This is a genomic window from Enterobacter cloacae complex sp. 385G4 (assembly GCF_057320665.1).
In genome coordinates, this window is record NZ_JBXWDD010000006.1 from 1 (window position 1) to 24,125 (window position 24,125).

The following is a 24,125-nucleotide window of genomic DNA, read 5'->3' on the forward strand; positions in this document are numbered from 1 at the left end:
CCGTCACCGTCAGCCAGACCAGCCTGAAGGCCGGGGAGTTCCGGGTGGAGGCCACCACCGGCGATAACTGGACGCAGGCGAAGTCTGGCCTGGTGACGTTCACGGCTGACAGCAGCACGGCAAAAGTCAGCGCGCTGGAGGTGACCGACAATAACGCCGTGGCAGACGGGACGGACACCACGCGCGTCAGGGTGACGGTGAAGGACGCCCATGAGAACCCGGTTGCCGGGCAGGTGGTGAGTTTTGATGCCGGAACCGGCGTCATCATTCCGGCAACGGCAGAGACCGGGAAGGATGGTACCGTCACCGTCAGTCAGACCAGCCAGAAAGCCGGGGAGTTTCAGGTAAACGCGACCATTGGCGATAACTGGTTACACGCAAAATCTGTTCTGGTTAACTTTGTGCCAGGAAAGGTCAACCGGGTGACTTTTGTCGACGAGCCGGAAAGTGTTCAGGCGGACGGTGTCACTCATGCCACCTGGCAGATAGCGATGTTCGACAGCTTTAACAATCCAGTGCCAAATACGGCTGTAAACTGGATTTTCCCAGGGGCACTGGCGACAAAAATCGACAGCCAGAGCGATACAATGACCAACAACTCTGGGGTGGCTAAGCTGACGCTGCAAATGGGTACAGTAAAAGCGGAAAATCTGGTCGTGACCGCGAAATCGGAAAACAACGTTGAGGATTCCTCCTCGATTGCCCTGCCGCCGGTTGCAGGTAGCGTTGAACTTACGATGGCATCGACTGCACGCGTGGACGAACCTGTCACGCTCACGGTAACGGCAAAGGATAAAGGCGGAGTACTGATGCCTGGCGCTGTGGTCACGTTTAGTAGCAACCATCCGGACTGGATGGTGATAACGCCAGAAAGCGCAACAACGGGCAGCAACGGTGTTGCCACCGCTGTGGCTACCATCAGACCGGAAAAAGGGTTTGGTGCAATGGGAGGCTATACCCTCACAGCGAAAGTCAGCGAGTCAGTGAAGGATTCGAAAACGTTACAGCTCAGTGTAGGGCAAATTGATTACGCGAAGTCGAGTCTGACCCCCGTCAGTGACACGATGGTCGTTGGCAATCAGTTATCCATGCTGATAGCGATGAAGGATAAGTTTGGTAACCCTGTCAGTGGCCTGACGGGACGAATCGGCGCCGTGCTGGCCGATAGTCAGGGGAGAAACAATGGAGGATTGATCCATACTAACAGCGGGGGAATTGTTGAGACTGAAAAAGGAAACTATCCGTTCAATGTAAAAGGAACACGTGCTGATACCTATACTGTCACGCCTGTTGTAGACCGAGTTGAGTTAAGCGCGCTTAAAGCGACCGTTAAGGTGATGGCGCAAAAACCCTGGATCGCGGGTACGCCACAAATAGGCTACACCCTAACGATAGGCAAAGGTTCCGGGTTTAGTACGGCAACAGTCAACTGGAAGGTTAATGGCACAATCTATCGTTCGAGCGCCAATACCACGGTGGACAGCGCATCACTTGAGTTGACAGACACCACGCTGATAAACCAAAAGGTGAGCGTAGAAATTATCGATAGCCATAACCCATCAGTGCGGCTTGAATCAGATTCGGTCACGATTCGGGGTACACCTTCCGCGAGCGATGTGAAGATTAAGGGCGATCCAGTATATGGAAACCAAATCTCGGTGGACTATGTTTATCAAGCCAACGGCGGAGGCGATGAGAGCGGAACGCAGTATCAATGGTACTGGTCTCAGAACAGTTACGATAAATCTCCGACACCTATTCCTGGTGCAACCGGAAGAACGCTGAAGACCGATCGCGGTCAGTACGGGTTATATCTTTATGTCTCGGTCACGCCAAGGGGCAGCGCTGGCGGCTCAGGTGCTAAGGTATTTAACGACGGGTATTTCAGGGTTACAGATGCGGGTACACCTTCTGTCAGCCAACTTCATATTGAGAATGAAGCCCGGGTGGGTAATACAATTGAGGCCAGTTATATCTTCAATGCTAATGGCAGTGGTGAGGATAACTCGTTATATCAGTGGGCTTCATGGGATGAATTTAGCGGCCGTTATCGGAATTTAGACGGAGAGACCGGTAAAACGTTATACATAAAAGAAGCCTATGGATTTTTGAAAGATATCCGGGTAAGTGTTACCCCACGCGGTACTCTGGGGTCGCAAAGAACAGGCGGTACAGCCTATTCCGACCCGGTTAATATCGTCAAATAAACGCTACCAGTGTTAACCATTAACACTTATATCAGTGTAGCGTAATTCACCTCTCGCAGGCTCCCGGAAACGGGACCTGCGGTTCGTTTTTCCCCCGGAAGGTCCCATCACAGGCCCTTTCCGCTTTGGCAAACTGTTCTGTATCATGGTTAAATAATTTGACGGCTAATGGGGGGAATGCCTGTGTTAGCGTGATGCTAATAAATACGGGAATTAAAAGTAATGCTGGATTCAGCATTTTGACAGGTGGGTTCGTTAATTCAATCTAAGGTAATGTTGTAAGCTGGGGTATGGGTTTTTCAATGATCCTGTTAGCTGGTTCTTAACGAAAAAGAGGCTCGCATGCATGAAAAATGCTTATCCTGAAAAGCAAGCATCACTACTCATTGGTGATGCCGCCACGCAGTTATCTTTGCAGGGTATAAAAATTGATCATGTTTCGCTCAGTCATTACCTGAGTAAAAAACTTGAGTATGCCAGGCGTATTGATGATTGCTTGTATGCTGAGGTGATTGGTATTGCACTTGCAATGTTGAAGGAAAACGCCAGGCCAGCCGAACGGTTCTGTTATAACGATGAGGCGTGTCGCGATAAACCTGTCGCTTAAAAGCATGGCGTATTATTGCATTATCAGTCCTGCCTTTTGTTGCCTCGGGAAATTTTCACTTCTTCAGCAAAATCCAGAGCCTCTTTGTAATCAAAACGACGTGTCTTTGCGTTATGTCTGCCGGGTAACGGTGCCGGTATTTTCACGCCAAACAGCTTTCCTGTTGTCATCAGCGCATAAACTAATTCAGCCTCACTCACGTCGGCCATCTTTGCCATCATATTCGTCCTGATACAAAAACTTAATTTCACCTGCCTTCCTCCTTTTATAATGGTCAATAATATTGTCGAGATTGGGGAGCATAAAGTTCATGGCATCAATGGTGTCACGCCAGCCCGCCAGGGATTCATTTGCTTTTACATACCATGCATGCTGTTCTCTCCGGGGGAGATGACCGGTGATCAAAACACGCATGTCGGGTTTTATTCTCTTGATGAACTCCAGATACTTCACCAGATGCGTCTTCGTACCAAATGTGTCTGCATCAATAATGCAGAGCATTTTGTCTCGGGCGATAAAGTAATAGCGTGCTAATTCCGCAAGGCCCTTTTCGAATAAAAAAGAGTTTGTTCGCACGCAAACCCGAATTTTTTCAGGAGTCTGTTTAATTGATTGATCCATCTTTTGTCTCGCTTATTATGGCACAAAGTATGAGATGGCTTTCAAGCCTACTCTTCCAGGCTGAATACTGGCAAGGCAGTATATTCATTCCTCAGAATAAAATAAGGCAGAATGAGTTATGCGATTAATAAGAATTGTCTTTGCATTCGTGAGTTAAAAATAAATAAACGATGATTTTATTCAGAGTCATGTTTTACTGTCTGATACATTAAGATATGGTCACTGTTGTGCAAATTTGTACTTTTTTATATTTCTCAAAGAGGACATTTTCATGACAAAGACCGTCGTAGCATTAGCCATACTTAGCGCTTTTTCAACGGCATCAGTATGTGCCAGTGATTATGCGCGTATGATTAATATTGAAAACCCTGACCATCTGAAAATCAGGGTTCAGAATGCTATTTATGAAGAGGGTTACGATAGCGATTTTATTCCTCATGTCTGGTTTGGTAACGAAGATAACGGCGTGATGAATATCATTGTCGATAATGGTGCGGTGCTGAACGAATCTATTGAAAACGGCCTTAACTGCAACTATGCCATGATTGTCAGTAAAGACAACGGCGTCAACTTACAGGCAAACGGGAAAAACTGTCGTTATAAGAAAAAGAGTTACCGTTCCATTAACTCTCCGGTGATCACCATTATTAATGATTCATCTTTAACGCTTCGGCCCTATTTTTCCGTTAACGGGAATGATTTTTTTGCTGCCGCCGGCGCGATCATCCCCAACGGGATCCGCATGTTCACCGGGGACAGTGGCGACTGGAAAAAACAGGGCGTTCGCCATGGGGATAACCTGAAAGTGAAGTTTAGCTACACGCTGGCAGAGTCGGGTTCGCAAAAAGAGGTCGTCTGCCCGTCTCTTGACACCTTAACGGAAAACCGACTTTATCGCCTTCAGGGCGGTGAGCAAAATGCGCTCTGCGTCCTTGAGAGTAATGAGATTCACATTAAAAACGATCGTATTGTTGCCGGATGGAACAAACCTCTGACCAAAGCAGAGCTGCTGCAACGGATCGAAGCCACCGCCGCAGACGATGACGTCATCATAGATATGCCAGATGACAAATACATGGCGCTCTTTACCCAGCCGGATGAATATAAAATCCCGCTGAAAGCAGGGGACGCAAAGGCGACAATCACATTAGTGGTTATCAAAGGGACCATTCCCATCGCGCAGTAAAAACGGCAATACATTAGCGAAAAGCTAACAAGCCGTCAGGCAACATCTCAAGGAGCATGTTGCCTGACGCGCCAGAGTTTTAGGGAATAGCGGTCATCACCCATTGTGGCCGATATTTTTGCTCTCCACCTTTGATATCACACCAGGCAATAAGCGGGTCGGCAACGGTACCTGTTTTTTCATAAAGTAACATTGTACTGCTCTCAGGATTGGGTTCGGATGCTTTAACCCCTGCAGGCAGCCACCATTTGCAGGCAAACTGGGAAACATCGGGCGTGGAGCCCGGCTCTGGAATGACCTGCGCCACATTAACGCTCGCATAGCCTTTCAATGATTTCTGGGCGGCAGCCACCCGATCGTTAACGATAAAAGACGTATCGGGGATCGCGCCATCAGGAAAGAATTCTTTAATTTTCGGCCAGATCCGGGCAATCGGCATTGCCTGATTATAACCATTCACCAGCTCACCGCTGGTACTGAGCGCCAGAACGCGCTGCGTGTCGTTATCGATCAGCGGCGCACCTACGCCCGGCTTCATGGGGTTGTTTTTATTACTCATATCGTTGTTGTATGTGCTACAACGATGCCGGAATTGACCCGCTTCGCGGTCATATAGCTCAATAGCACAGTGGGTGCCATCTGACTTATTCACTGCAGCATACAAACGCGCATTATCTTTTTTAAACTGCGCCTGCGGCAGATAAAATTCGGTTTTTTGAGTGGCAATGTCGTTAGCCTTCGTCTCATCTCTTGGATCAATCCCTAAATAACCCAGTGATTTGACGAAATCTTCTTGCGCTTTATCGCCCGCAAAATCTAACGACAATAAGCGATATTTACCGTCTCTGCTGGATGACTTGCCAAAGGCTTTCACTTTGGCCGTTTTCTTTATCTGATAACTGGTGCAATCGTTCGGATTAACCTCAACCTCCTGAACAAACCAGACCTCTGTGGTTCTTACCTTTTTATCTTCTTTTAAAGGGAAACTGCTTAATACCAGCAGATCGCCATCAACCCCTTTTTCGCCGATGCGCCATCCGGTATTGTAATGCGGTTTTTCCCGGTCATAGGTATCGCGGATCACCGCGACGGGTTTTGTATAGTTATAGATAAAAGGTGACTCTTTAAAGCAGGAGTGCGGGGGCGGGTTTTTGTCACCCGGGATGATATTAAACAATGACACATCCTGAAGCTTTGCCTCGCCCCTGACCTGGAAGGCAATTTCGGCCTGTCGGGAAGAGGGAAGTGCAGAGCCATCGGCAGATAACAACCGTACCGTTACGCTATCACCAAAGATGGATAATGCATCGAAACTGACATGGTGATCATCCGAGCCGCTCAGGATTTTCTCAGCCGCATAGCGGTAAACTTCGTTGTTATTTTTACCCGCAATTTCCACTATCGCCTCGGCGGGCAGGTTAGCATACGAGATATGAACATCAAGCAGCGCCGCATCTTCTATAACAATCGTCTCCTGCGTTTTATTTTGATTCAGATAATGATCAACTTCCTCCAGTGGAATAGCCGTTACGTGATTTTTTGCCTTAATTGCCAGCTCACCAGCAAATACAGGGCTTATGTTTTGAGACACAGCAGCCAGCGAGATGAAAAAATAAGCCAGTCTTTTTTTTTGCATATACGCACTCTCCAGTTTGTGTATTTCTGCACTTCCAGAGTGGCGATCAATAACATGCCCGCCATGGCCCCGCTGGTAAGAAAAAGACATATTTTTATGATATTGCGGCTAATACCTTAATATTCCATTAGCGACCACAAGCCGCAGGCAGCGGGGCCTGCGGATCGCTCTCTACCTGAAATTTCCAGTCGTAATACGTTTTCGCTTTGGCAAACTGTTTTGGATCGTGACGAAAGCCGACTTTTTTACGTGGCGTACCCTTTCCGAGACTGCGCACGCCAATCCAGCGCCCCTGAGGATCGAGGATCATCCCCCAGTTTTTACTCCCGGTTAGCGGGTCGGCGTAGTGCTGGCGCAGGTGATAAAGCGGTTTTCGCCCGCGTTTATCAATAAGCAGCTGTTCGAAACGCACGGGAAAACAGCCATCACCGTTGCCGCGGTAGGCCTGTATCGCCGCGCGGATTTGATCGCCGCGAAATAAAAGCTCAGCCTCCTGTTGCGCCTGATAACGCATCTGCACCTCATCGCGGCTTTTCAGCAGCGACAACGCCAGCGTGGAGAGCGCAATCAGCAGCAGCAGATAGGTAAAACCTCCCTGTTGTTTAATCGAACGCATCGCGATGATCCTGCCCGGGTTTAGGTGGCGTCTCGACGTCAATAATTTGCCCTTCGTCATCGGTCTTCGCCTCCCAGATATCGCGGCGGTTGGTGATGGGATCCAGCGGCATCTGGCGCAGATAACCGGCCTCGATCAGATCCTCCAGGCTGTATGGCCCCGCCAGGCGATCGCGGCGGTAGTGATCGATCGCGCTGCGCAGCGCATGCAGATTATGCTCGCGCACCACCTCTTTGGCTCTGTCCGCGTGCTGGAAAAAACGTGGAGCGACCAGGGTCATCAATGTCGCGATGATCGCCATCACCACCAGCAGCTCGATGAGCGTAAAACCTTTTTCACCATTGCGCATAGGGCACTCCATTCAGACCGCTGGCCGTACTGGTACTACTGACATCAAACACGTCTTTCCCGCCGCCGCTGAAATCGCCGGGTGGCTGCGTGGATGCGCGTAACCGCCAGGTCTCTTCATCATTTTTTCCCTCGCAATCGCACATCGGATCGCGCGGTATATGGCGCAGGAAGTAGATCATCGCGCCAGTGGGCGATGTCTTATCCCGGACGCCTTCCACCAGGCTTTTTAGTGTCGGCGGATATCCCGATTCGCTGGTTTTTTTCTCAATGATGCCGTCCACGCTTGCCTGGTGATAACGGTCAATGGCATCGCGTAGCGTGCGCAGGGACTCACGTAGCTGCGTCTCCTGCTGCCGCTGATGGTAGTTACGCATCAGCGGCGCAGCGGCAGCGGCAAGCGTGGCGAGTAGCGCCAGCGTGACGATCATCTCAATCAAGGTAAAACCGCGCTGGCGCTGCATTACGATGCTCCGTTTTCCGTCTCTGACTCATCGAGGATCGGTGGCGGCAGCGTGGCCGCCCGGTCAGGGAAATGGGCTGGCGGCGCAAGCGCCGGTGCGGTAAACCCACCCCCCGGCTCGTCGCGCTGCAGGTCGCGCAGTTGAATGCTGTCGCCCGTTAAATCGTCGCTGCCCATCTCAATGGTACTGACGTGGCTTCCCGGTAAATCGAGGTTGCGCTCAATAGTCGGCGTAATTAACAGCACCACCTCCGTGCGCTCTTTGTTGTCGGAATTGCTGCTAAACAGGCGGCCCAGCCCCGGGATGTCACTTAATAACGGCGTTCCTTTTTGGGTCGTGGTTTCATCCTGCTTGATCAGCCCTGCCAGCATCTGGGTCTCGCCGTTCATACTGCTGAGCGTGGTATTGGCTTCGCGTTTCGTGGTGCGGTAATACTTTGCTCCGTTCTCACCGGGTTCTTCGGCGCCCAGGGCACTGAGCGTGAACTTCACCTCCATTGAGATATTGTCATCCATACTGACTTCCGGGGTGACTTCCAGCTTCAGGCCGACGTCCTGATAATCCACTTTCTGTTGCGAAATCCCGTCATTGACGGTTGTGGTCAGTACCGGGATCGTTTGACCAATATCAACCAGCGCTTTTTTATTGTTTTTCACCCGGATCCGCGGGTTGGCCAGCACTCTGGCGTTGCTCAACACTTTTTTCATGTCAATGGTCATATTGTCGATATCGACCATGATATTTTTGGCGCTCAGGTCGCCCAGCGGGATCCCGCTTCCCTTTAAATCACCTTCTTTACTTTTCGCAAAACCCGCACTGATGGTTTGCGGCAGCTTCACGCCAAGCGCTTCGAGATCGTTGGTATTTACTTCCAGCACTTCAACGGCCAGCGTGACCTCCGCTTCAGGCCGGTCGAGCGTCACTAACAGGCGCTCCGCTTTTTCCACGTTCTCTTTTGGCCCGCGCAGGGTGACGGAGTTGGTTCGCTCATCAACGTGCACATCCTTCAGCTTGACCATATTGCGCAGGGCGACGTTGACCTCTTTTGCTTTCGCATAACCCAGGAAGATGGTTTTGACGACCACGTCGCGATAGATCTTCTCTTTTTGCGCGGTAGCGGGGTAGATCAGCAACGTATTGCTGTTCAGCACCTTCTTCCGCAGGTTATTCGACAACAGCAGCACGTTGATAGCATCTTCCGCAGTGGTGCGTTTGGCTATCAGGCTGCCGGTAGTGCTGGAGGAAATATCTTTGTCAAAAATGATATTGACCCCGGTCATCTGGCTGATGGTGTTAAAGATGGCCATCAGGCTGTGCTCGCGAAAATTAAGCGCTATCGTTTTTTGCAGTTCCCGGTTCAGACGCTGCTCCGGCTGGTTGATCCGCGACACCTCACGCATCAGGTGATCGCGCAGCGCGCGCGCCTGGGGCCAGTTGGGATCTTCTTCCAGTACCTGCTGGATTTTGTGCAGCGCGCGTGCCGGGTCGCGGGTGCTATTAGCCACCGCCTCCTTATACAATGCGTCCAGCGCTCTACGGGCATCGAGCTTGCGTAATCCCTGCAGGGCGCGCAGGTTGCCGGGCTCATAGGTAAGCGCATCGCGCCACATTTGCGTCGCCAGGGTGTAATTGTTCTGACGCACCGCGAGATCGGCATTTTTCAGGTAGTCATTGACCAGCTTTTTGCTGATGTCAGCCTGCTCGGCGCGAAGCGCAATATCCTGTGGGCTGGCGATGCGCTGTTGATCTATCTCCTTAAGCCGCTTAACCAGCACCTGCGGCGAGGCGGTCACGGATCCCGGGACCGGAGGCGCCGCACGTTGTGCACAGCCGCTCAGTAGCGCGCATGACAACAAAAAAGTGAGAGCAATTGTTTTTTTCATGATTAATGTGTCGGTTCCGATTGCAGCTCATCCAGTTCCAGCCGCTGCTGGCTATGGGTGGGCTGCCATTCAAACAGGAGGTGGTCGTTCGCCACCGCTTTTAAAATCCAGTTGTTGACCGGCGAACTGCCGATCCAGATCCTGCCGTCCGCCCTGCAGCGCTCGCAGACCGGCCAGGTCTCTTTGCCATCCGTCAGCACAACGATCCTCTGACGGTTTTCCCACCAGGCACCGAGGAGCTGAAGCGGTAGCGGCGGTGCGGTTGGTGTCGCCTCTTCAGGCCGATCGTTTTCCGGCGGCTTTTCTGCTGCGTCTTGCGCCCTGCTATGTGGCGTTGAAAAGAGATCGATGCGCGTTGCGTGAGCCGTCTCCGGCTTTGCTGGCGCGGGGCGCGGGCGTGAGACCGGCTGCGCCTCAAGCGGCGCTTGCGATATCTCGTCATCGGCAAACTGGCTCCAGAAAACAGCACCGGCGGTCAGCACCAGCGCCAGCTGTAAATAGCGCGGCAGTTTCATGGCGACTCCTTCAACAGGCGAAGCTGCACGGTGGCGCTGAGCTGGCTTTCCGATGGCCCGGCGCGCCGCAGGCTTAGCTGCTCAATGCGTAACGGCAAAGTGCGGCTTAGCGTTTCCAGGGCGTCCATCAGCGGCAGATATTCACCGCGCAGCGGAATATCCAGCCGTAGCGCGGTTTTGCCGTCGTCGTTTTCCAGCTGATAGCGGCTGGCGTCGACCTTCATCCCTCGGCTCCTGAACTGCTCAAAAATGAGCCTGACCTGCTGATATTCTCCGAGGCTGATGCGGCTTTGCAGTTCCGGCTGCTGTTTATCCAGCGGCAGCGCGGTTTGTAGCTGCGCCTGGATCCGGGCAAGGTTCTCCTGCAAATGGATGGTGTGCGGCCGCACGCCGCCAAGCCATAACAGCAGCAGCCCTGCGGGCAGCCCGGCGAGCACGAGCGGAACCGTTCCGATGCGCCCGGCAAATAACGCCGCCTGCCAGCGCAGCACGGCGGGTTTATTCTGAAGCCGCATGGTGCGCCTCCGTCGTCACCTTGACGTCGAGTACCGCGTTAATCGGCCAGGCAGGATCGCCCTGCGCCGACTGGCGATGGTTCTCAAGCACCACATGCGCCGGCAACTGCTGTAGCCGCTCGCTAAAGGCGAGCAGGGCGTCAAGATTGCCTGCATTCACCGTAAGCCGCGCATCGCCTTTACTGGCAATGACGTCAATGCTCAGGAGCGCAATATCAGGCGTCAGTACGCTGCCGATGTTGTCCAGCAGCTTGATGGCCGGCGGCACCGCCTGCAGTTGCTGAGCCTGGCGCAACCGGCGCTGCTCCTCTTCACGCAGCTGGCGCAGCACCTGCTGCCGTTGGGCGAGCTGCTGCTGTACCTGCGACGTCTCCAGCTCAAGGCGCTGGTGCTCAAACAGGCTATACATCACGGCACCGGTGAGCGGTAAGCAGAGGAGTCCGGTTAACAGCAGCGTGCGTGCGGCCCACGGGGAACTACGCGTAAACAGCGGCGTCATGAGGACTCTCCTGTAGCACGACTTCCTGGTGATGCTCACCGTCGGTATGAATGACGTAGCCAGGACAGTCCTGCATTCCGCTTAGCCGGGCGATAACCCGCAGCTGGGCGTCCATCTCCTGCTGTGGCAGGGTGAGAGTCCAGACGTCGCGCCAGCTGTGGTGCTGACGGCTGGCAATCCGGCTATGGTGGGGGCTCATCGCCACAAACAGGCCGTTTTCCGGCAGTGCGGCGGCGAAGTGGCTAAACAGCTTTTGAAACGGCGTGACAACACCGCGAAAACGCAGCCGCTCCCGACGCGCCAGCGCGACAAGCAGGTGCCAGCAAGGTTGTTTCAGGCACGCGGCCAGCGCTGACTGCTGCCAGTTAAGGGTCTCGAAGCGCACCTGCCAGTCGACGGGCGGACTCGCGCGAAGAACCGCCTGCTGTCGGGCGAGCTGGAGCAGTTCCTGCGGTGTGGTCACGCCGTCATGCCAGGGCTGAATTAAAAACGTCAGATCGTCGGTATCGAGGTGAAACTCCACCGCGTCACGCCACGGTAAGACGGAAGGGCGCAGGCGCAGCAGCGTTTCGAGCGCGGCTTCAAGAGACTCATCTGGCCGGCGTTCATGGGTGGCGAGAACCACGTTGTTGCGGCGCAACCGCACGGCATGAGGCCAGATATCGCACTGCCAGGTGTTAGTGAGTGATAACACGGTTCACCTCCTCCCAGGTGGTTTTGCCTTCGACCACGGCGCGCAGCGCGATGGTCGAGAGCGGAACAAAACCGTCATTCAGCGCCACTTCCTTTAGCTTGCGCCGGGGCGATCGCGCCAGCATTGCCTCTTTCATCGCATCGCTGAAATGCAGCACTTCCGCCAGCGCCAGCCTGCCGCGAAAACCGCTGTCGCGGCAGGTATCGCAGCCTCGCCCTCGACGCCAGCGGGGCGTGAGCTGCTGCAGCGGTCCGGATTGCCACGCCGCGAGAAGGTCATCTGTGGGCGTGGTGTCATCAATACAGTCCGGGCAAATCTGGCGCACCAGCCGTTGCGCCACGACGCCGTTAAGGGCGGTGATCAGGCTGGCGGGCTCCACCTGCATATATAAAAAACGTTCCAGTACGCTAAAGACGTCATTGGCGTGAACCGAGGAGAGCACCACGTGGCCGGTGAGCGCCGCCTGCACGGCAATGCCGGCGGTTTCACCGTCGCGGATCTCACCCACCAGGATGATGTCCGGGTCGTGACGCAAAATGGCGCGCAGGCCGCGGGCGAAGGTGAGCCCTTTTTTATCGTTGACCGGAATTTGCAGCACGCTGTTGAGCTGGTACTCCACGGGATCTTCGATGGTGATAATTTTGCATTCACCGCTGTTGAGTTCGCTGAGTGCTGAATAGAGGGTGGTGGATTTCCCGCTCCCCGTTGGCCCGGTGACGAGCACCATACCGTGGGGCAGATGGGTTAACTGGCGAATCGCGCCCAGCGTGTGCTCATCAAAGCCGAGCGTCTCCAGGCGCAGGTTTTGATCGTGAGATTTATCCAGCACGCGCAGTACGGCGTCCTCGCCATAGACGCCCGGCATGATGGACACGCGAAAATCGACGGGACGCTGGAGAATCAACGCCTTAAAGCGCCCGTCCTGAGGCGTGCGTCGTTCGGAAATGTCCATGCAGCTTAATACCTTGAGACGGGAGATCACCTGTTCCGCCTGCTGAAGTCCGGCGCAGTGGCGAATGCTGTGCAGAACGCCATCGATGCGGTACTTCACCATCAACCCATCCGCGACGGCGCAAAGATGAATATCGCTGGCGCGGCTCTGCAGGGCATCAAACAGCGTGGCGTTAACCAGCTTAATGACGGCGTGGGGTTCACTGGCGATGGCTGCTGGGGTGATCTCCAGCCACCGGGCCTCTTTATTCTCTTCACTCTGCTGCTGCTCCAGCTGATCGAGCGTGCGCTGCTGTTTTGCCAGTTCATCAAGGCGGGCATTAAGCTGAGAGAGCGGGGCGAGCGCGGGGAGCGCATTCACGTTATAAGCCCACTGGCGCAGTGCCAGTGAAAACGGATCGCCCAGCGCAACGTGGAGCTGACCGTTAACGCGCAGCGGCAATGCTCGCTGGCTGAGCGATTCGGTCAGCGGCACGGCTTCGAAATCCTCTTCGCTGTCGGCGAGCTGTGTGGGTGAGAGCGGCGTGAGCCCCAGGGAACCGGCGGCTTCTTCTAACGCGCCGGGGAAACTGTCCAGCAGTTCCGCCAGCGCCTGACAGCGCTGCTCGTCTGGCAGGTCGAAAAGGGGTTCTACAGACGGTGAGTGAGACATTATTGCAATCCTCCTGCCAGTTCAAAAATGGGCATGTACAGTAAAAACACGACGAGCCCAACGATGCCGCCAACGACCATCATCAGAATCGGTTCAAAAATTTTGCTAAAGGTTTCAATCGCGCGTTCCAGCGATTCATCATAAAAAGCGGCGATCCGCTCGCACATGGCAGGCAGTTCGCCGCTGCGTTCGCCGACCTGCAGCAGGCGGCTGGCGACAGGAGTCGTCATCTGCTGGGCTTCCAGCATGCGGGAGAGCGACTCGCCGGCGGCGACGTCGCGGATAACCTGTTCAACCTGCTGACGATGCGTGGCGGGCAGGATCTCCCGGCTCAGCATTAGCGCATCTGGCGCGGGAAGGCCGCCCTGCAGCAGCAGGCCCAGCGTGCGGTAAAAACGCACCAGCACAGAAAGCTGGTGCTGCTGGCGTAAGGCGGGAATGCGCAGCAACAAACCGAGCGCGCGCTGGCGCAGGCGCGGGCTACGTACCGCCATCACGATGCCTGCGACCGCTGCCGCGCAACCGGCCAGCAGCAGCGAGCCATGGGTTTGCGTCAGGCGTCCCCACCAGAGGATAAGCTGTGCGCTGGCGGACGGGTTCTTCATCCCGTCAAACACCACGGAAAAACGCGGAATAATAAAGCCGAGCAGAAAGAACAGAATTATCCCGCCGGCGGCAATGACAATCGTCGGATAGAGCAGGGTTGATTTAATCCGCTTGCGCAGAATTTCCATTCTTGATTCGTAAAACTGAAAACGCTTTAGCGCCTCGGGTAAGTGTCCGGTTTGCTCAGAAGAGGCAACGGTGTTAATCAGCAGAGGCGGAAACAGTGCTGGTAGCGCCATCATCGCCTGGGAGAGTTGCGCTCCTTCGTAGAGCTTTTTAACCAGCGTATCCAGAACCAGCGAGGTGCCACCATCGCGGCTGCTTTCGCGCAGCGCTTCGACGGCCTCGACCACGACCAGCCCGGCTTCCAGCAGAGCGATAAGCTCCTGCAAGAACAGATTCAGTGGAAAGCGTTTCTCCTTGCGGGCGGGGCGTTCCTGTACCTGCAAAACGATGCCGCCGCCGGCAATAATGCGGGCGCTGGCATCATCAGGCGACGCGGCAAGTACGGTCTGATTGACGCGTTTCCCCCCCTGGAGGATGGTGACGGTATATGGTTTCATTTTGGCGACAGTGTATGGCTCTGCCTTTTAAGGCGGGCATAATGCGGAGCCACTTTTTTTATGTATTGTTGACGAAGCGCGCGGCGCTGGGGGGTATTTGCCGTTCCGGCGTTATACGCCCCCACCGCGTCCCAGGTATAACCAAAGCGCTGGATTTGACCTGCCAGGATCCAGGCGCCGGTCATGACACTTTGGCAAGGGTCGGTAAGCAGATCTTTTTGACTAATACGAAATTTACGCAGCGCATCGAAGTGAATGCTATTGATCTGCATCAGACCGACATCCATTGAGCCATCACGATTTTTGTTGATGGCCCGGGTATTACCGTTGGATTCCACTATCGCTATCGCCTGTAATAGCTCTGGCTCAATGCCGTAACGTTCTCCCGCCAGCTGCCAGCAATCGGCCCGGCAGGAAAATACGCTGAAGATAAACAGCGAATATATGGACAGGCGCAGCATAGTCAGAACCCGTAAGTGACAGGCTTACCGTCTTTACCGCCGGAGGTTATTTCGACTTCATTAATGGCGTCTTTTGTCCGGGCGGGGTTATGCCACTGGTACGGATTGCCCCAGGGGTCTAACGGCACATGCTGGCTAAGATAAGGGCCATTCCAGTTTTGCGCGTTGGAAGGCTTTTCAGTCAGCGCTTTCAGACCTTGTGTTTCAGTTGGATAACTGCCGGTATCGAGGCGATATTGCCCGAGTGCCTCAGCAAGCGAGCGCATCTGGCGCATGGCGGTTTTCTCCTTAGCCGAGTCGACATTTGAGAAGACTTTTGGCCCGACAAATCCTGCCAGCAGCGCAATAATCATCAGCACGACCAGCAGTTCAAGCAGGGTGAAACCACCCTGTTTTCGCATCACGTTTGTTGCATATTTCATTGAGAGAGTTCCTGGTTGGATAATAGTTGTGATTAATTCCTGAATTTTCCCTGATAAAAGAGTGGGAACACAGGTATGCCATCTTTTTTAATTGGTGAAGATGGGAAAATTAAATAAAGAAGCGTCTTACAGGATGCGAGAATTCTCCCGTGCTGTCGTTGAAGTATTTATTATAAATGCGAGAGATATTTCTTATTTAACGCGGAGGGTTTCCTGATTCACCACTCTATTATCCCCAACGATCTCGGCGCTAAAAAAAAAGACAATTTGCGAGGTAATCCACAGGACTATCATCACAAAGCAATAAGGAACTTTGATGAAAAAACTTACATTATCTCTGTTAATTGGTAGCGCACTAATGGCGCAGTCGGCTTTCGCGACGCAGGCACCGCGAGCGGTCACCTATCTGACCTCCTGGGGCGTTCCGGTCGAGTCCGTTGAGGATATGAAAGAGGTGAAAGCAGATACGTTCCTGCTTTCATTTGGTGGCTGGGATGCAAGCGGTAAGCTGTCCAGTTCCGATAATATTGTTGCAGTACCACAATATGATCCCTGGTACATTAATGCGCCAGCCTATGTCGTGTGGAGTCAGCTGAAGCTGGCGCACCCGGAGAAAAAAATGATGCTGGCGCTCGGCGGCGAGACGTATTCCGCGATGTGGTCTTATCTGAATAACGCGCAAACGCGAGAAACGCTGGCGCAGAATCTGGTGAATCTGCTGAATACCAACTTCCCGGTATATAAAAAGAACCTGAAGCCGGAAGAGATGGTTGGCGAATGCCTGAGCGCCGACTGGCAAGGCAAATGTAATATGGCGAACTACCAGAAGGCGGGTACCGTTCAGATTGACGGCATCGATTTTGACTTTGAAAAGCCCGATCGCGTCACGCCAGAGGAAAACGCAAACCTGCTGGATCTGGCTGAACGGGTTCGTAGCAAGCTCAATGCGTCCGGCAGCAAAAAGCTGCTGAGCCTGACCACCTATCACGTTGGTGCTGACCCGGAGAACTGCCGCAACAGCGCGGTAACCGAGAATTGTTCCTTCGTTGAGGCGGCTCGCTCTTCACACCATGGCGAAGTTCTGCCGCTGCTGACGCAGGGGAAAAACGTTTTCGATTTCTTCAACGTCATGGCCTATGACGCCGGCCCACGCTTTAAGTATGACGTGGCGATGGCTAACTACGCCCGGGCAGTGGGTGATAAGAGCAAAATCGTTCTCGGTCAGACCATCAACTCCCAGTGGGGGCCAGAAGGTCGCTTTGTTGAAAACCGACAGAACAACGTAAACCGTGCGGGCTGGCAGGCGGAAAACGGCTATGGTGGGTTCTTTATCTGGACGTTGGGTTCAAACGATCAGCAGCTGTCCATCCCGCAGCAGGTTGACTATTTCAATGAAATGAAAGAGCGCGCGGACCTGATGTCACCTGAACGCCCGCAGGACACCGTCGCGCCAACTGCGCCAGCAGGATTGAAGGTGCTGAACAATGGCTTGACTATCACCCTTGCCTGGCAGCCCTCCACCGATGACCGTGGCGTAGTGGGATATGACATCTACCGTAATGACATCAAAGTCGGGTCTTCAACGGACACCCAGTGGACCGATAATGCGGTAGAGACCGGCGGTGTGGTGTACCACTACAGCGTGAAAGCACGTGATGCAGCGAACAACATCTCTGAAAGCAGCAACGTGGTTAAGGTAGAAACCGTACAGGTCGAAGAGGGACGTCCTGACGCGCCAGGCGGCCTGGCCCTGGTTTCTTCGACGGAAAACAGCCTGACGGTGAAATGGAATGCGGTAGACAACGCGGTGAAATACCACGTACTACGCGATGGGGCGGAGTTACTCACCGTAAGCGGAACGCAGATCTTCGACAGCGGCCTGCGCGCGGGAACAACCTACAGCTACCAGGTGATCGCCGAAAATGCCAAAGGTCATCAGTCTCTCGCCAGTACACCGCTTAAAGCCACGACGAAAGAGGGGTCTGTGACGCCTGAGCCGGAAGGCGAGTGGAAAGTCGGTACGCGCTATAAGACTGGAGAAATTGTCACGTATAACGGCACACAGTATCGCTGCGTGCAAGGGCATACGTCTCAGTCCGACTGGGCGCCGACTGCGGCTGCGACGCTTTGGCAGCCTGTTCCTTAATCTTTCGCGGCCCTCGCAAGGGGGCCATTTTCAGGCGTAAGCGCGCCTTATTTATTACTTTTTGTTAACTTATTGTTATCATTTATAGTGCAAAAAATTAACAATGGCACTATTGTAGTGCAATATTTGCACTGTTTTTGTGCGTTTCATGTTCTTTTCCGGCCTTTATCGTCTCAGGATGCTGCTTGCATCTGTAACAATACGTTGCTGTAACCCCTTCATTTACTACCGCTTTTTTAAATCTCTTTTGAACCATTAGAAAATTGGTTCGTTTATTGCTTAATCATTAGCACGATAAGTAGCACGCCATATCAATAACTTATCGTTCATAAAAAGAAAATAACGATGATAGTGAGCGAACCAATATGGAAAAACCGTCACGGTTTCTGGCCAATTCCAGCACCGCGCTTGAGCAACTGCGCGGGCTAATCAACCAGCATGAGTCAACACCAGGCACTCCGCTGCCCACGGAACGTGAGCTATCGGAAACACTCGGCGTAGGACGACGCGAAGTGCGTCGCGCGCTGGACGTGCTGGAAGAAGAAGGGCGGATCTGGCGTAAACAGGGCAAAGGCACCTTTATTGGTCCGGCTGCCCCTGTTGAACCGCTGGCCCTTCAGGGATTGGTTCAGCAGACCAATCTGCTGGAAGTGATGGAAGCTCGTATACAGATCGAACCTGGCTTAGCCCGGCTTGCGGCACTGCGTGCCACCAGGGAAAACCTCGCGCTCATGCAGCGCATGCTGGAACGCATCGACAAGGTCAGCCCGGATGACCGCGATCTCAATGAACTCTGGGATAGCGCCTTTCACCGCGCCATTGCCGAGGCGGCGGACAATCGCCTGATGCTCGGCCTGTTTGACGCCATTGACGCCGTGCGGCGCGAACCCGGCTGGCAGCATCTGCGTGAATTAGCCCGCACGCCCGAACGTGTCGACAGCTACAACGACCACCATCACAAGATCATGTCCGCGATTATCCATCGCCAGCCTAATGAAGCAGCGGCCGCCATGCGCGAACACCTGCTCAGCCTGCAAAACGCCCTGATTCAGGCGATCCACCTTGAGGACGATTTCACGCTATGACGACGATCCCGTTTAAGGACTCCACGCCTGTACTCCGGCTGAATAATCTCAACGTTAAGTTTTCCGGCTCGCCGGTCAGCGTCCTGGACGGCATTTCCCTGACGGTCAAAGCGGGCGAAACGCTGGCGCTGGTGGGGGAGTCCGGCTGCGGGAAAAGTATCACCTCACTGGCGCTAATGGGTTTACTGCCCGCCAGCGCGCAGATTGTCAGCGGCGAGATGCAGTTTCGCCGCCACGACCTGCGCAAGCTTTCGCCGCGGGAATATGCCGACCTGCGCGGCAGCGAGTTGGCGATGATTTTCCAGGAGCCGATGACCTCGCTCAATCCGGCCTTCACGTTAGGCGATCAGCTCAGTGAAGCGGTCATGCGTCACCAGAACGTTACGCGCCCGGAGGCGATGAAGGTCGCGCTGCAGATCCTTGAAAAGGTGCAGATCCCGGCGGCAGAGATGCGCCTCAAGGCGTATCCGCACCAGCTTTCCGGCGGCATGCGCCAGCGCGTGATGATTGCCATGGCCCTGATCAACCACCCTAAACTGCTGATTGCCGACGAACCCACCACTGCGCTCGACGTCACCATCCAGGCGCAAATCCTCGCCTTGCTCAACACCTTAAAAGAAGAAACCGGCACGGCGGTGCTGATGATCACTCACGATTTGGGCGTGGTGGCTGAAGTGGCGCAGCAGGTGGCGGTGATGTATGCCGGACAGGTGGTAGAGCAGGGAAGCGTTGAGGCAATATTCGCTGACCCGCAGCACCCGTACACCATCGGTCTGATGGGCTCGATCCCCTCCCTTGGCGCACGCAAGGGCCAGCTCTCTACCATTCCCGGATCGGTTCCGCTGCCGGAATCCATGCCCAAAGGCTGCCGTTTTGCGACGCGCTGTCCGTTTGCGCAGTCTCGCTGCCATGATGAAAAACCTCAGCTCACCACGCTCGGCGCGGGCCATCAGGTTGCCTGCTTCCGCGTGCCGCTCGAACACCACATCGCCCTGGGAGAGACCGCATGACCACGCCCATTCTTGAAGCTCGCGACCTCAGCAAGATGTTCCCTGGCACGAAAAAACTGTTTACTCCGGCGCGTTTTGTCACCGCTGTTGATCGCGTTTCCCTTTCCGTTATGCCAGGGGAAACGCTCGCTATCGTAGGCGAATCTGGCTCCGGGAAATCCACGCTGGGCCGCTTGCTGCTGCGCCTTCTGGCAGCCAGCGAAGGGCGCGTGTTTTATCAGGGCGAGGAGATCACTCACGCGACTGGCGCGCGCCTTAATCAGCTCCGGCGCGAACTGCAGATTATTTTTCAGGATCCTTTTGCCTCGCTGAATCCGCGCATGACGGTGGAGCAGATCGTCGGTGAGCCGCTGTGGCTGCACCAGAACATGAAGAAAGCGGATCGTCAGTACCGCGTCGCGGAGCTGCTCAAGACCGTTGGCCTGCCTGCCGCCTGGGCCGGGCGCTATCCGCACGAGTTTTCCGGCGGGCAGCGCCAGCGTATCGGCATTGCGCGCGCGCTGGCTTCGGGGCCAAAGCTGCTGCTGGGCGACGAGCCGGTTTCCGCGCTGGATGTGTCGGTGCAGGCGCAGGTGGTAAATCTGCTGGAGAGCCTGAAGCACCAGCTGGGGCTGACGATGGTGATCGTCGCCCACGGTCTGGCGGTGATCCGCCACATGAGCGACCGCGTGGCGGTGATGTACCTTGGGCAGATCGTTGAGCTTGCCACCGTCGACGAGATCTTTGACGCACCGCTGCACCCTTACACCCAGGCGCTGATCGCCTCGGCGCCGCAGATGCAGCCGGGTATTGAGCGCGACGCGCCGCTGCTGCAGGGGGATCTGCCGAACCCGGCTAACCCGCCGTCGGGCTGTCGCTTCCACACCCGCTGCCCGTACGTCACCGACGAATGCCGCCAGGTCGAGCCGATTAATCAGGTGCTCGACGGCGGGCGTCAGGTTGCCTGCCACCGCTGGCAGGAAATTAACCGCGATCGCAGCGTTATCCAGATCGCACCGCCATCCGCAGCCTTTCTGCGCCGCCGCGCGCTGTTTGAACACGCGGCCACTCACTCCTCCCTTCCTTCAAGGAACTCATGATAATGACAATGCGTAATTCTCTTTTGACCGTACTGGGAAGTGTTATATTGCTTGGCGCGGCGCTGCCCGCCCATTCTGAAAGCGTGCTGCGAATCGGCCTGGGAGCAGACCCGGACATGCTCGACCCGCACCTGGCGCGCACCTACTATGGCCGCTTCGTGTTTGCCTCCCTGTGCGACAGGCTGGTGGACGTCGACGAGCATCTGAAGGTCGTGCCAGGTCTCGCGAAATCGTGGGCCTGGAGCGCCGACGGCAAAACGCTGACCATGGATCTGCGCGAAGGCGTGACCTTCCATGACGGAGAGAAATTCGATGCCGCCGCCGCGAAATACAACCTCGACCGCGCCCTGACCCTCAAAGGCTCCCTGCGGAAAAGCGAGATCTCCTCCGTGGAATCGGTAGAGGTCACCGGCCCGATGCAGATAGCGCTGCACCTTAAAACGCCGGACGCCGCGCTGCTGATGCAGCTTACCGACCGCGCGGGCGCGATGATGGCACCCGAGGCCGCGAAAAAGCCTGACTTTGCCGCCCATCCGGTCTGTTCCGGCCCGTACAAGTTCGACAGCCGCGTCTCGCAGGACCGCATCGTTCTGACCCGCTTCGACAACTACTGGAACGAAGGCGCCTACCACTTCGACAAAATTATCTATCTGCCGATCCCGGATGCCTCCGTGCGTCTGGCGAACCTGCGCGCGGGCGATCTTGATCTGACCGAAGGCATCGCCGCCAGCGACGTCAAAACCGTCGAAGCCGACAGCAAGCTGGCGCTGGCGAAGGTCACCGGCCTGGGCTATCAGGGGATCACCTTCAATATTAACAACGGTAAGGTCCCGGCGAACGATCCGTTCAAAGATGCCCGCGTGCGCGAGGCGTTTTCTCAGGCCATCGACCGCGATGCGTTAAACCAGGTGGTCTTCGAAGGCCTCTACACCCCGGCAAACCAGGCGTTTTCGACGGTGAGCCCGTATCACGTGAATCTGCCGGTTCCGCCGCGCGACGTTGAAAAAGCCAAAGCGCTGCTCAAAGCGGCAGGCGTCACCGCGCCGCTGACCGTCAACCTGCTGGTGCCGAACAACCCAACCTCGCAGCAGGTGGGTCAGGTATTGCAGGCGATGGTCGCCGAGGCCGGCTTCACGCTGAACCTGCAGATGACCGAATTTGCCACGCTGCTGGATCGCCAGCAGAGCGGTGATTATCAGCTGAGCTTCTCCGGCTGGTCGGGTCGCCCGGATCCGGACGGCAGCATCTACGGCTTTATCCACAGCAACGGCACGCTTAACGATGGCCGTTACAGCAACGCGCAGGTCGATGAGTGGCTGACGCAGGCGCGCCAGAGCACCGACCAGGCCGCACGCCAGCCGCTGTATGACAAGGTGGTGAAGCAGCTGCAAACCGACATGCCGATTGCCTACCTCTACTTCGAACCGCGCATTTTTGGCCTGAACAAAAGCGTGCAGGGCTTTAAGCCTTACCCGGACGGCATCGTGCGTCTGGCCGGTTTGACGCTGGCGAAATAAACGTCCTGAGGAGAACCCATGCTGGAAATGATTTGCAAACGTCTGCTGCTGGCCGTCCCGACGCTGTTGCTGGTGAGCATGATGGTGTTCGGGCTGCAAAAGCTGCTGCCCGGCGACCCGCTGATTGCGATGGCCGGTGAGGAACGCGATCCGGCGGTGATCGCCCAGCTGCGCGCGGAGCTGAACCTGGATGCACCGATCCCGGTTCAGTATTTCCACTGGCTGACGCGGGCGCTGCAGGGCGATCTGGGCGTCTCCTTGCGCACGCACGAGCCGGTGACCGAGCTTATCGCCAGCAAGCTGCCGGTTACGCTGGAGCTGTCGCTGCTGGCGATGATTATTGCGCTGGTGTTTGGCATCAGCATGGGGATCCTTGCGGCGGTGAACAAAAACAGCTGGGTCGATCACGGGGCGAACTTCGTGGCGATCTCAGGGATCTCTATTCCCCACTTCTGGCTGGGGATCCTGCTGATTCTGGTCTTCTCGGTGAACCTGCAGTGGCTGCCCGCGTCCGGCTACGTGCCGTTCAGTGAAGATCCGCTTCAGAACCTGCGCACGCTGCTGCTGCCCGCGTCCGTGCTCGGAACCGGGCTGGCGGCGACGCTGATGCGCCATACCCGCGCGTCGATGATTGCGGTGCTGAAAGCGGATTATATCCGTACCGCACGCGCCAAGGGGCTGCTGCCGAAGGCGGTCATTCTAAAGCACGCGTTTCGCAACGCGCTGGTGCCGGTGATCACCCTCACCACGCTGCTGTTCGGCGAGCTGCTGGGCGGCGCGGTGCTGACCGAGCAGGTGTTCACCATTCCGGGCTTTGGCAAGATGATCGTCGACTCGGTGTTCAACCGTGACTACGCGGTGGTGCAGGGCGTGGTGCTGATCGTGGCGATCGGCTTCCTGCTGCTCAACCTGCTGGCCGACGTGCTTTACGTCCTTATCAACCCGAAAATGCGAGGTTAACGATGGCGGAACTGACGACGCAAACCGTAGCCCCCGCGCTGCCGCGCGCGCAGAACCGGGTGCTGAAGAAATTCCTCGGCAATAAAAGCGCGGTGATTGGCGCGCTTGTGGTGGGTTTCTTTGTGCTGGTGGCGCTGCTGGCGCCGTGGATCGCCCCGTTTGACCCGGTTAAAGCCAACTTCCTCGCGGTGCGCAAAGCGCCGTCAGCGATGTACTGGTTCGGCACCGACGAGCTGGGGCGCGACATTTTGTCCCGCATTATCTGGGGAGCGCGAACCTCGCTGATGGCGGGCTGTATGTCGGTGGTTATCGCGGTGGTCATCGGCGTGCCGCTGGGGCTGGTGGCGGGCTACTTCCAGAAGATGTGGGACGGCGTCATCTCGCGCTTTATCGAGGCGCTGCTGGCCTGTCCGTTCCTGATCATGGCGATCGCGCTGGGGGCATTTTTAGGCCCGAGCCTGACCAACGCGATGATCGCCATCGGTCTTTCGGCGATGCCGATCTTCGCTCGCCTGACGCGCGGGCAGGTGATCGCCATTCGCAACGAAGAGTACATCGACGGCGCGCGGGCGATTGGCCTGCCGGATCGCTGGATCATCATCAAATACGTTCTGCCAAACGTGATGTCGCCGATCCTGGTTCAGGCCACGCTGGCCATTGCCTCGGCGATTATTGCCGAAGCCAGCCTGTCGTTTTTAGGGCTGGGGCAGCAGCCGCCCAATCCGTCCTGGGGGGCCATGCTCAATACCGCGAAAGGTTTCCTTGAGCAGGCACCGTGGATGTCCGTTTTCCCCGGCGTGGCGATTTTCCTTGCCGTGCAGGGCTTTAATTTACTTGGCGACGGGCTGCGCGATGCGCTCGATCCGCGCCACGACTAAGGAG

Annotated in this window: 26 protein-coding genes; 10 read left to right on the forward strand and 16 right to left on the reverse strand. The window is 55.6% G+C overall.

Going from position 1 to position 24,125, the window contains the following annotated elements:
* The coding region (locus AC2FAJ_RS15845) for a hypothetical protein (RefSeq protein ID WP_485454339.1) at nucleotides 1–268 on the reverse strand (268 nt) is incomplete at its 3' end.
* On the opposite strand from AC2FAJ_RS15845, the gene AC2FAJ_RS15850 reads away from it, so the two are divergent.
* Nucleotides 159–2,207, forward strand: coding sequence for an Ig-like domain-containing protein (locus AC2FAJ_RS15850; protein WP_485454336.1), 2,049 nt, complete (start codon nucleotides 159–161; stop codon nucleotides 2,205–2,207). The genes AC2FAJ_RS15845 and AC2FAJ_RS15850 overlap by 110 nt on opposite strands.
* 346 nt (nucleotides 2,208–2,553) lie before the next feature.
* Nucleotides 2,554–2,814, forward strand: coding sequence for a hypothetical protein (locus tag AC2FAJ_RS15855; protein WP_059355243.1), 261 nt, complete (start codon nucleotides 2,554–2,556; stop codon nucleotides 2,812–2,814).
* Between the two features lie 23 nt (nucleotides 2,815–2,837).
* On the opposite strand, the gene AC2FAJ_RS15860 is transcribed toward AC2FAJ_RS15855, so the two are convergent.
* Nucleotides 2,838–3,035, reverse strand: coding sequence for a hypothetical protein (locus AC2FAJ_RS15860; protein WP_047367552.1), 198 nt, complete (start codon nucleotides 3,033–3,035; stop codon nucleotides 2,838–2,840).
* Entirely contained in the window at nucleotides 3,007–3,435 is a 429-nt protein-coding gene (locus tag AC2FAJ_RS15865) for a hypothetical protein (protein ID WP_485454309.1), read from the reverse strand. The genes AC2FAJ_RS15860 and AC2FAJ_RS15865 overlap by 29 nt, the downstream gene beginning before the upstream one ends.
* Nucleotides 3,436–3,706: 271 nt before the next feature.
* Between AC2FAJ_RS15865 and AC2FAJ_RS15870 the strand changes: the two genes are divergently transcribed.
* Nucleotides 3,707–4,621 carry a hypothetical protein gene (locus AC2FAJ_RS15870; protein WP_127341590.1) on the forward strand — a complete coding sequence of 305 codons (915 nt, stop codon included), beginning with the start codon at nucleotides 3,707–3,709 and terminating at the stop codon, nucleotides 4,619–4,621.
* A gap of 79 nt (nucleotides 4,622–4,700) precedes the next feature.
* On the opposite strand, the gene AC2FAJ_RS15875 is transcribed toward AC2FAJ_RS15870, so the two are convergent.
* From AC2FAJ_RS15875 to gspG, 13 genes are all read right to left on the reverse strand, one after another.
* Nucleotides 4,701–6,257, reverse strand: a complete 1,557-nt coding sequence (locus AC2FAJ_RS15875) for a hypothetical protein (RefSeq protein WP_047363885.1) — start codon at nucleotides 6,255–6,257, stop codon at nucleotides 4,701–4,703.
* A 127-nt stretch (nucleotides 6,258–6,384) separates the two neighbouring features.
* Nucleotides 6,385–6,873, reverse strand: a complete 489-nt coding sequence (locus AC2FAJ_RS15880) for a type II secretion system protein (protein WP_045259774.1) — start codon at nucleotides 6,871–6,873, stop codon at nucleotides 6,385–6,387.
* Nucleotides 6,860–7,222: a type II secretion system protein gene (locus tag AC2FAJ_RS15885; RefSeq protein ID WP_080339181.1), complete on the reverse strand. Its 363-nt coding sequence runs from the start codon at nucleotides 7,220–7,222 to the stop codon at nucleotides 6,860–6,862. The genes AC2FAJ_RS15880 and AC2FAJ_RS15885 overlap by 14 nt, the downstream gene beginning before the upstream one ends.
* Nucleotides 7,209–7,685, reverse strand: a complete 477-nt coding sequence (locus AC2FAJ_RS15890) for a type II secretion system protein (RefSeq protein ID WP_028012053.1) — start codon at nucleotides 7,683–7,685, stop codon at nucleotides 7,209–7,211. The genes AC2FAJ_RS15885 and AC2FAJ_RS15890 overlap by 14 nt, the downstream gene beginning before the upstream one ends.
* Nucleotides 7,685–9,478: a secretin N-terminal domain-containing protein gene (locus AC2FAJ_RS15895; RefSeq protein WP_248113103.1), complete on the reverse strand. Its 1,794-nt coding sequence runs from the start codon at nucleotides 9,476–9,478 to the stop codon at nucleotides 7,685–7,687. The genes AC2FAJ_RS15890 and AC2FAJ_RS15895 overlap by 1 nt, the downstream gene beginning before the upstream one ends.
* 92 nt (nucleotides 9,479–9,570) lie before the next feature.
* The gene (locus AC2FAJ_RS15900; RefSeq protein WP_028012055.1) at nucleotides 9,571–10,083 is read right to left on the reverse strand and encodes a hypothetical protein; all 513 of its coding nucleotides are present in this window, start codon (nucleotides 10,081–10,083) and stop codon (nucleotides 9,571–9,573) included.
* Nucleotides 10,080–10,598: a hypothetical protein gene (locus AC2FAJ_RS15905; RefSeq protein WP_028012056.1), complete on the reverse strand. Its 519-nt coding sequence runs from the start codon at nucleotides 10,596–10,598 to the stop codon at nucleotides 10,080–10,082. Before AC2FAJ_RS15905 ends, AC2FAJ_RS15900 begins: the two co-directional genes overlap by 4 nt.
* The gene (locus AC2FAJ_RS15910) at nucleotides 10,582–11,097 is read right to left on the reverse strand and encodes a hypothetical protein (RefSeq protein ID WP_309257967.1); all 516 of its coding nucleotides are present in this window, start codon (nucleotides 11,095–11,097) and stop codon (nucleotides 10,582–10,584) included. Before AC2FAJ_RS15910 ends, AC2FAJ_RS15905 begins: the two co-directional genes overlap by 17 nt.
* Nucleotides 11,075–11,791: a hypothetical protein gene (locus AC2FAJ_RS15915; RefSeq protein ID WP_309257968.1), complete on the reverse strand. Its 717-nt coding sequence runs from the start codon at nucleotides 11,789–11,791 to the stop codon at nucleotides 11,075–11,077. Before AC2FAJ_RS15915 ends, AC2FAJ_RS15910 begins: the two co-directional genes overlap by 23 nt.
* The gene (locus AC2FAJ_RS15920; protein ID WP_028012059.1) at nucleotides 11,775–13,394 is read right to left on the reverse strand and encodes a GspE/PulE family protein; all 1,620 of its coding nucleotides are present in this window, start codon (nucleotides 13,392–13,394) and stop codon (nucleotides 11,775–11,777) included. The genes AC2FAJ_RS15915 and AC2FAJ_RS15920 overlap by 17 nt, the downstream gene beginning before the upstream one ends.
* The gene (locus tag AC2FAJ_RS15925) at nucleotides 13,394–14,563 is read right to left on the reverse strand and encodes a type II secretion system F family protein (protein ID WP_045259778.1); all 1,170 of its coding nucleotides are present in this window, start codon (nucleotides 14,561–14,563) and stop codon (nucleotides 13,394–13,396) included. The genes AC2FAJ_RS15920 and AC2FAJ_RS15925 overlap by 1 nt, the downstream gene beginning before the upstream one ends.
* Complete coding sequence (locus tag AC2FAJ_RS15930) at nucleotides 14,560–15,024, reverse strand: lytic transglycosylase domain-containing protein (RefSeq protein ID WP_032644836.1); 465 nt, start codon at nucleotides 15,022–15,024, stop codon at nucleotides 14,560–14,562. The genes AC2FAJ_RS15925 and AC2FAJ_RS15930 overlap by 4 nt, the downstream gene beginning before the upstream one ends.
* Nucleotides 15,025–15,026: 2 nt before the next feature.
* A complete protein-coding gene (gene gspG / locus AC2FAJ_RS15935; protein WP_045630682.1) occupies nucleotides 15,027–15,446 on the reverse strand; it encodes a type II secretion system major pseudopilin GspG in 420 nt (139 codons plus the stop codon).
* Nucleotides 15,447–15,762: 316 nt separating this feature from the next.
* On the opposite strand from gspG, the gene AC2FAJ_RS15940 reads away from it, so the two are divergent.
* From AC2FAJ_RS15940 to AC2FAJ_RS15970, 7 genes are all read left to right on the forward strand, one after another.
* Nucleotides 15,763–17,592 (forward strand): glycosyl hydrolase family 18 protein, encoded by a 1,830-nt coding sequence (locus AC2FAJ_RS15940; protein ID WP_485454310.1) that lies wholly within the window; start codon nucleotides 15,763–15,765, stop codon nucleotides 17,590–17,592.
* A 365-nt stretch (nucleotides 17,593–17,957) separates the two neighbouring features.
* Nucleotides 17,958–18,677: a FadR/GntR family transcriptional regulator gene (locus tag AC2FAJ_RS15945; RefSeq protein ID WP_041911147.1), complete on the forward strand. Its 720-nt coding sequence runs from the start codon at nucleotides 17,958–17,960 to the stop codon at nucleotides 18,675–18,677.
* Nucleotides 18,674–19,687 carry an ABC transporter ATP-binding protein gene (locus AC2FAJ_RS15950; protein ID WP_041911146.1) on the forward strand — a complete coding sequence of 338 codons (1,014 nt, stop codon included), beginning with the start codon at nucleotides 18,674–18,676 and terminating at the stop codon, nucleotides 19,685–19,687. The genes AC2FAJ_RS15945 and AC2FAJ_RS15950 overlap by 4 nt, the downstream gene beginning before the upstream one ends.
* Nucleotides 19,684–20,766 carry an ABC transporter ATP-binding protein gene (locus AC2FAJ_RS15955; protein ID WP_041911145.1) on the forward strand — a complete coding sequence of 361 codons (1,083 nt, stop codon included), beginning with the start codon at nucleotides 19,684–19,686 and terminating at the stop codon, nucleotides 20,764–20,766. Before AC2FAJ_RS15950 ends, AC2FAJ_RS15955 begins: the two co-directional genes overlap by 4 nt.
* A 2-nt stretch (nucleotides 20,767–20,768) precedes the next feature.
* On the forward strand, nucleotides 20,769–22,283 hold the full coding sequence (locus tag AC2FAJ_RS15960; protein ID WP_051486140.1) for an ABC transporter substrate-binding protein: 1,515 nt from the start codon (nucleotides 20,769–20,771) through the stop codon (nucleotides 22,281–22,283).
* Between the two features lie 18 nt (nucleotides 22,284–22,301).
* Entirely contained in the window at nucleotides 22,302–23,243 is a 942-nt protein-coding gene (locus tag AC2FAJ_RS15965; RefSeq protein WP_041911144.1) for an ABC transporter permease, read from the forward strand.
* Nucleotides 23,244–23,245: 2 nt separating this feature from the next.
* On the forward strand, nucleotides 23,246–24,121 hold the full coding sequence (locus AC2FAJ_RS15970; RefSeq protein ID WP_485454311.1) for an ABC transporter permease: 876 nt from the start codon (nucleotides 23,246–23,248) through the stop codon (nucleotides 24,119–24,121).
* The last annotated feature ends 4 nt before the right edge of the window (nucleotides 24,122–24,125 follow it).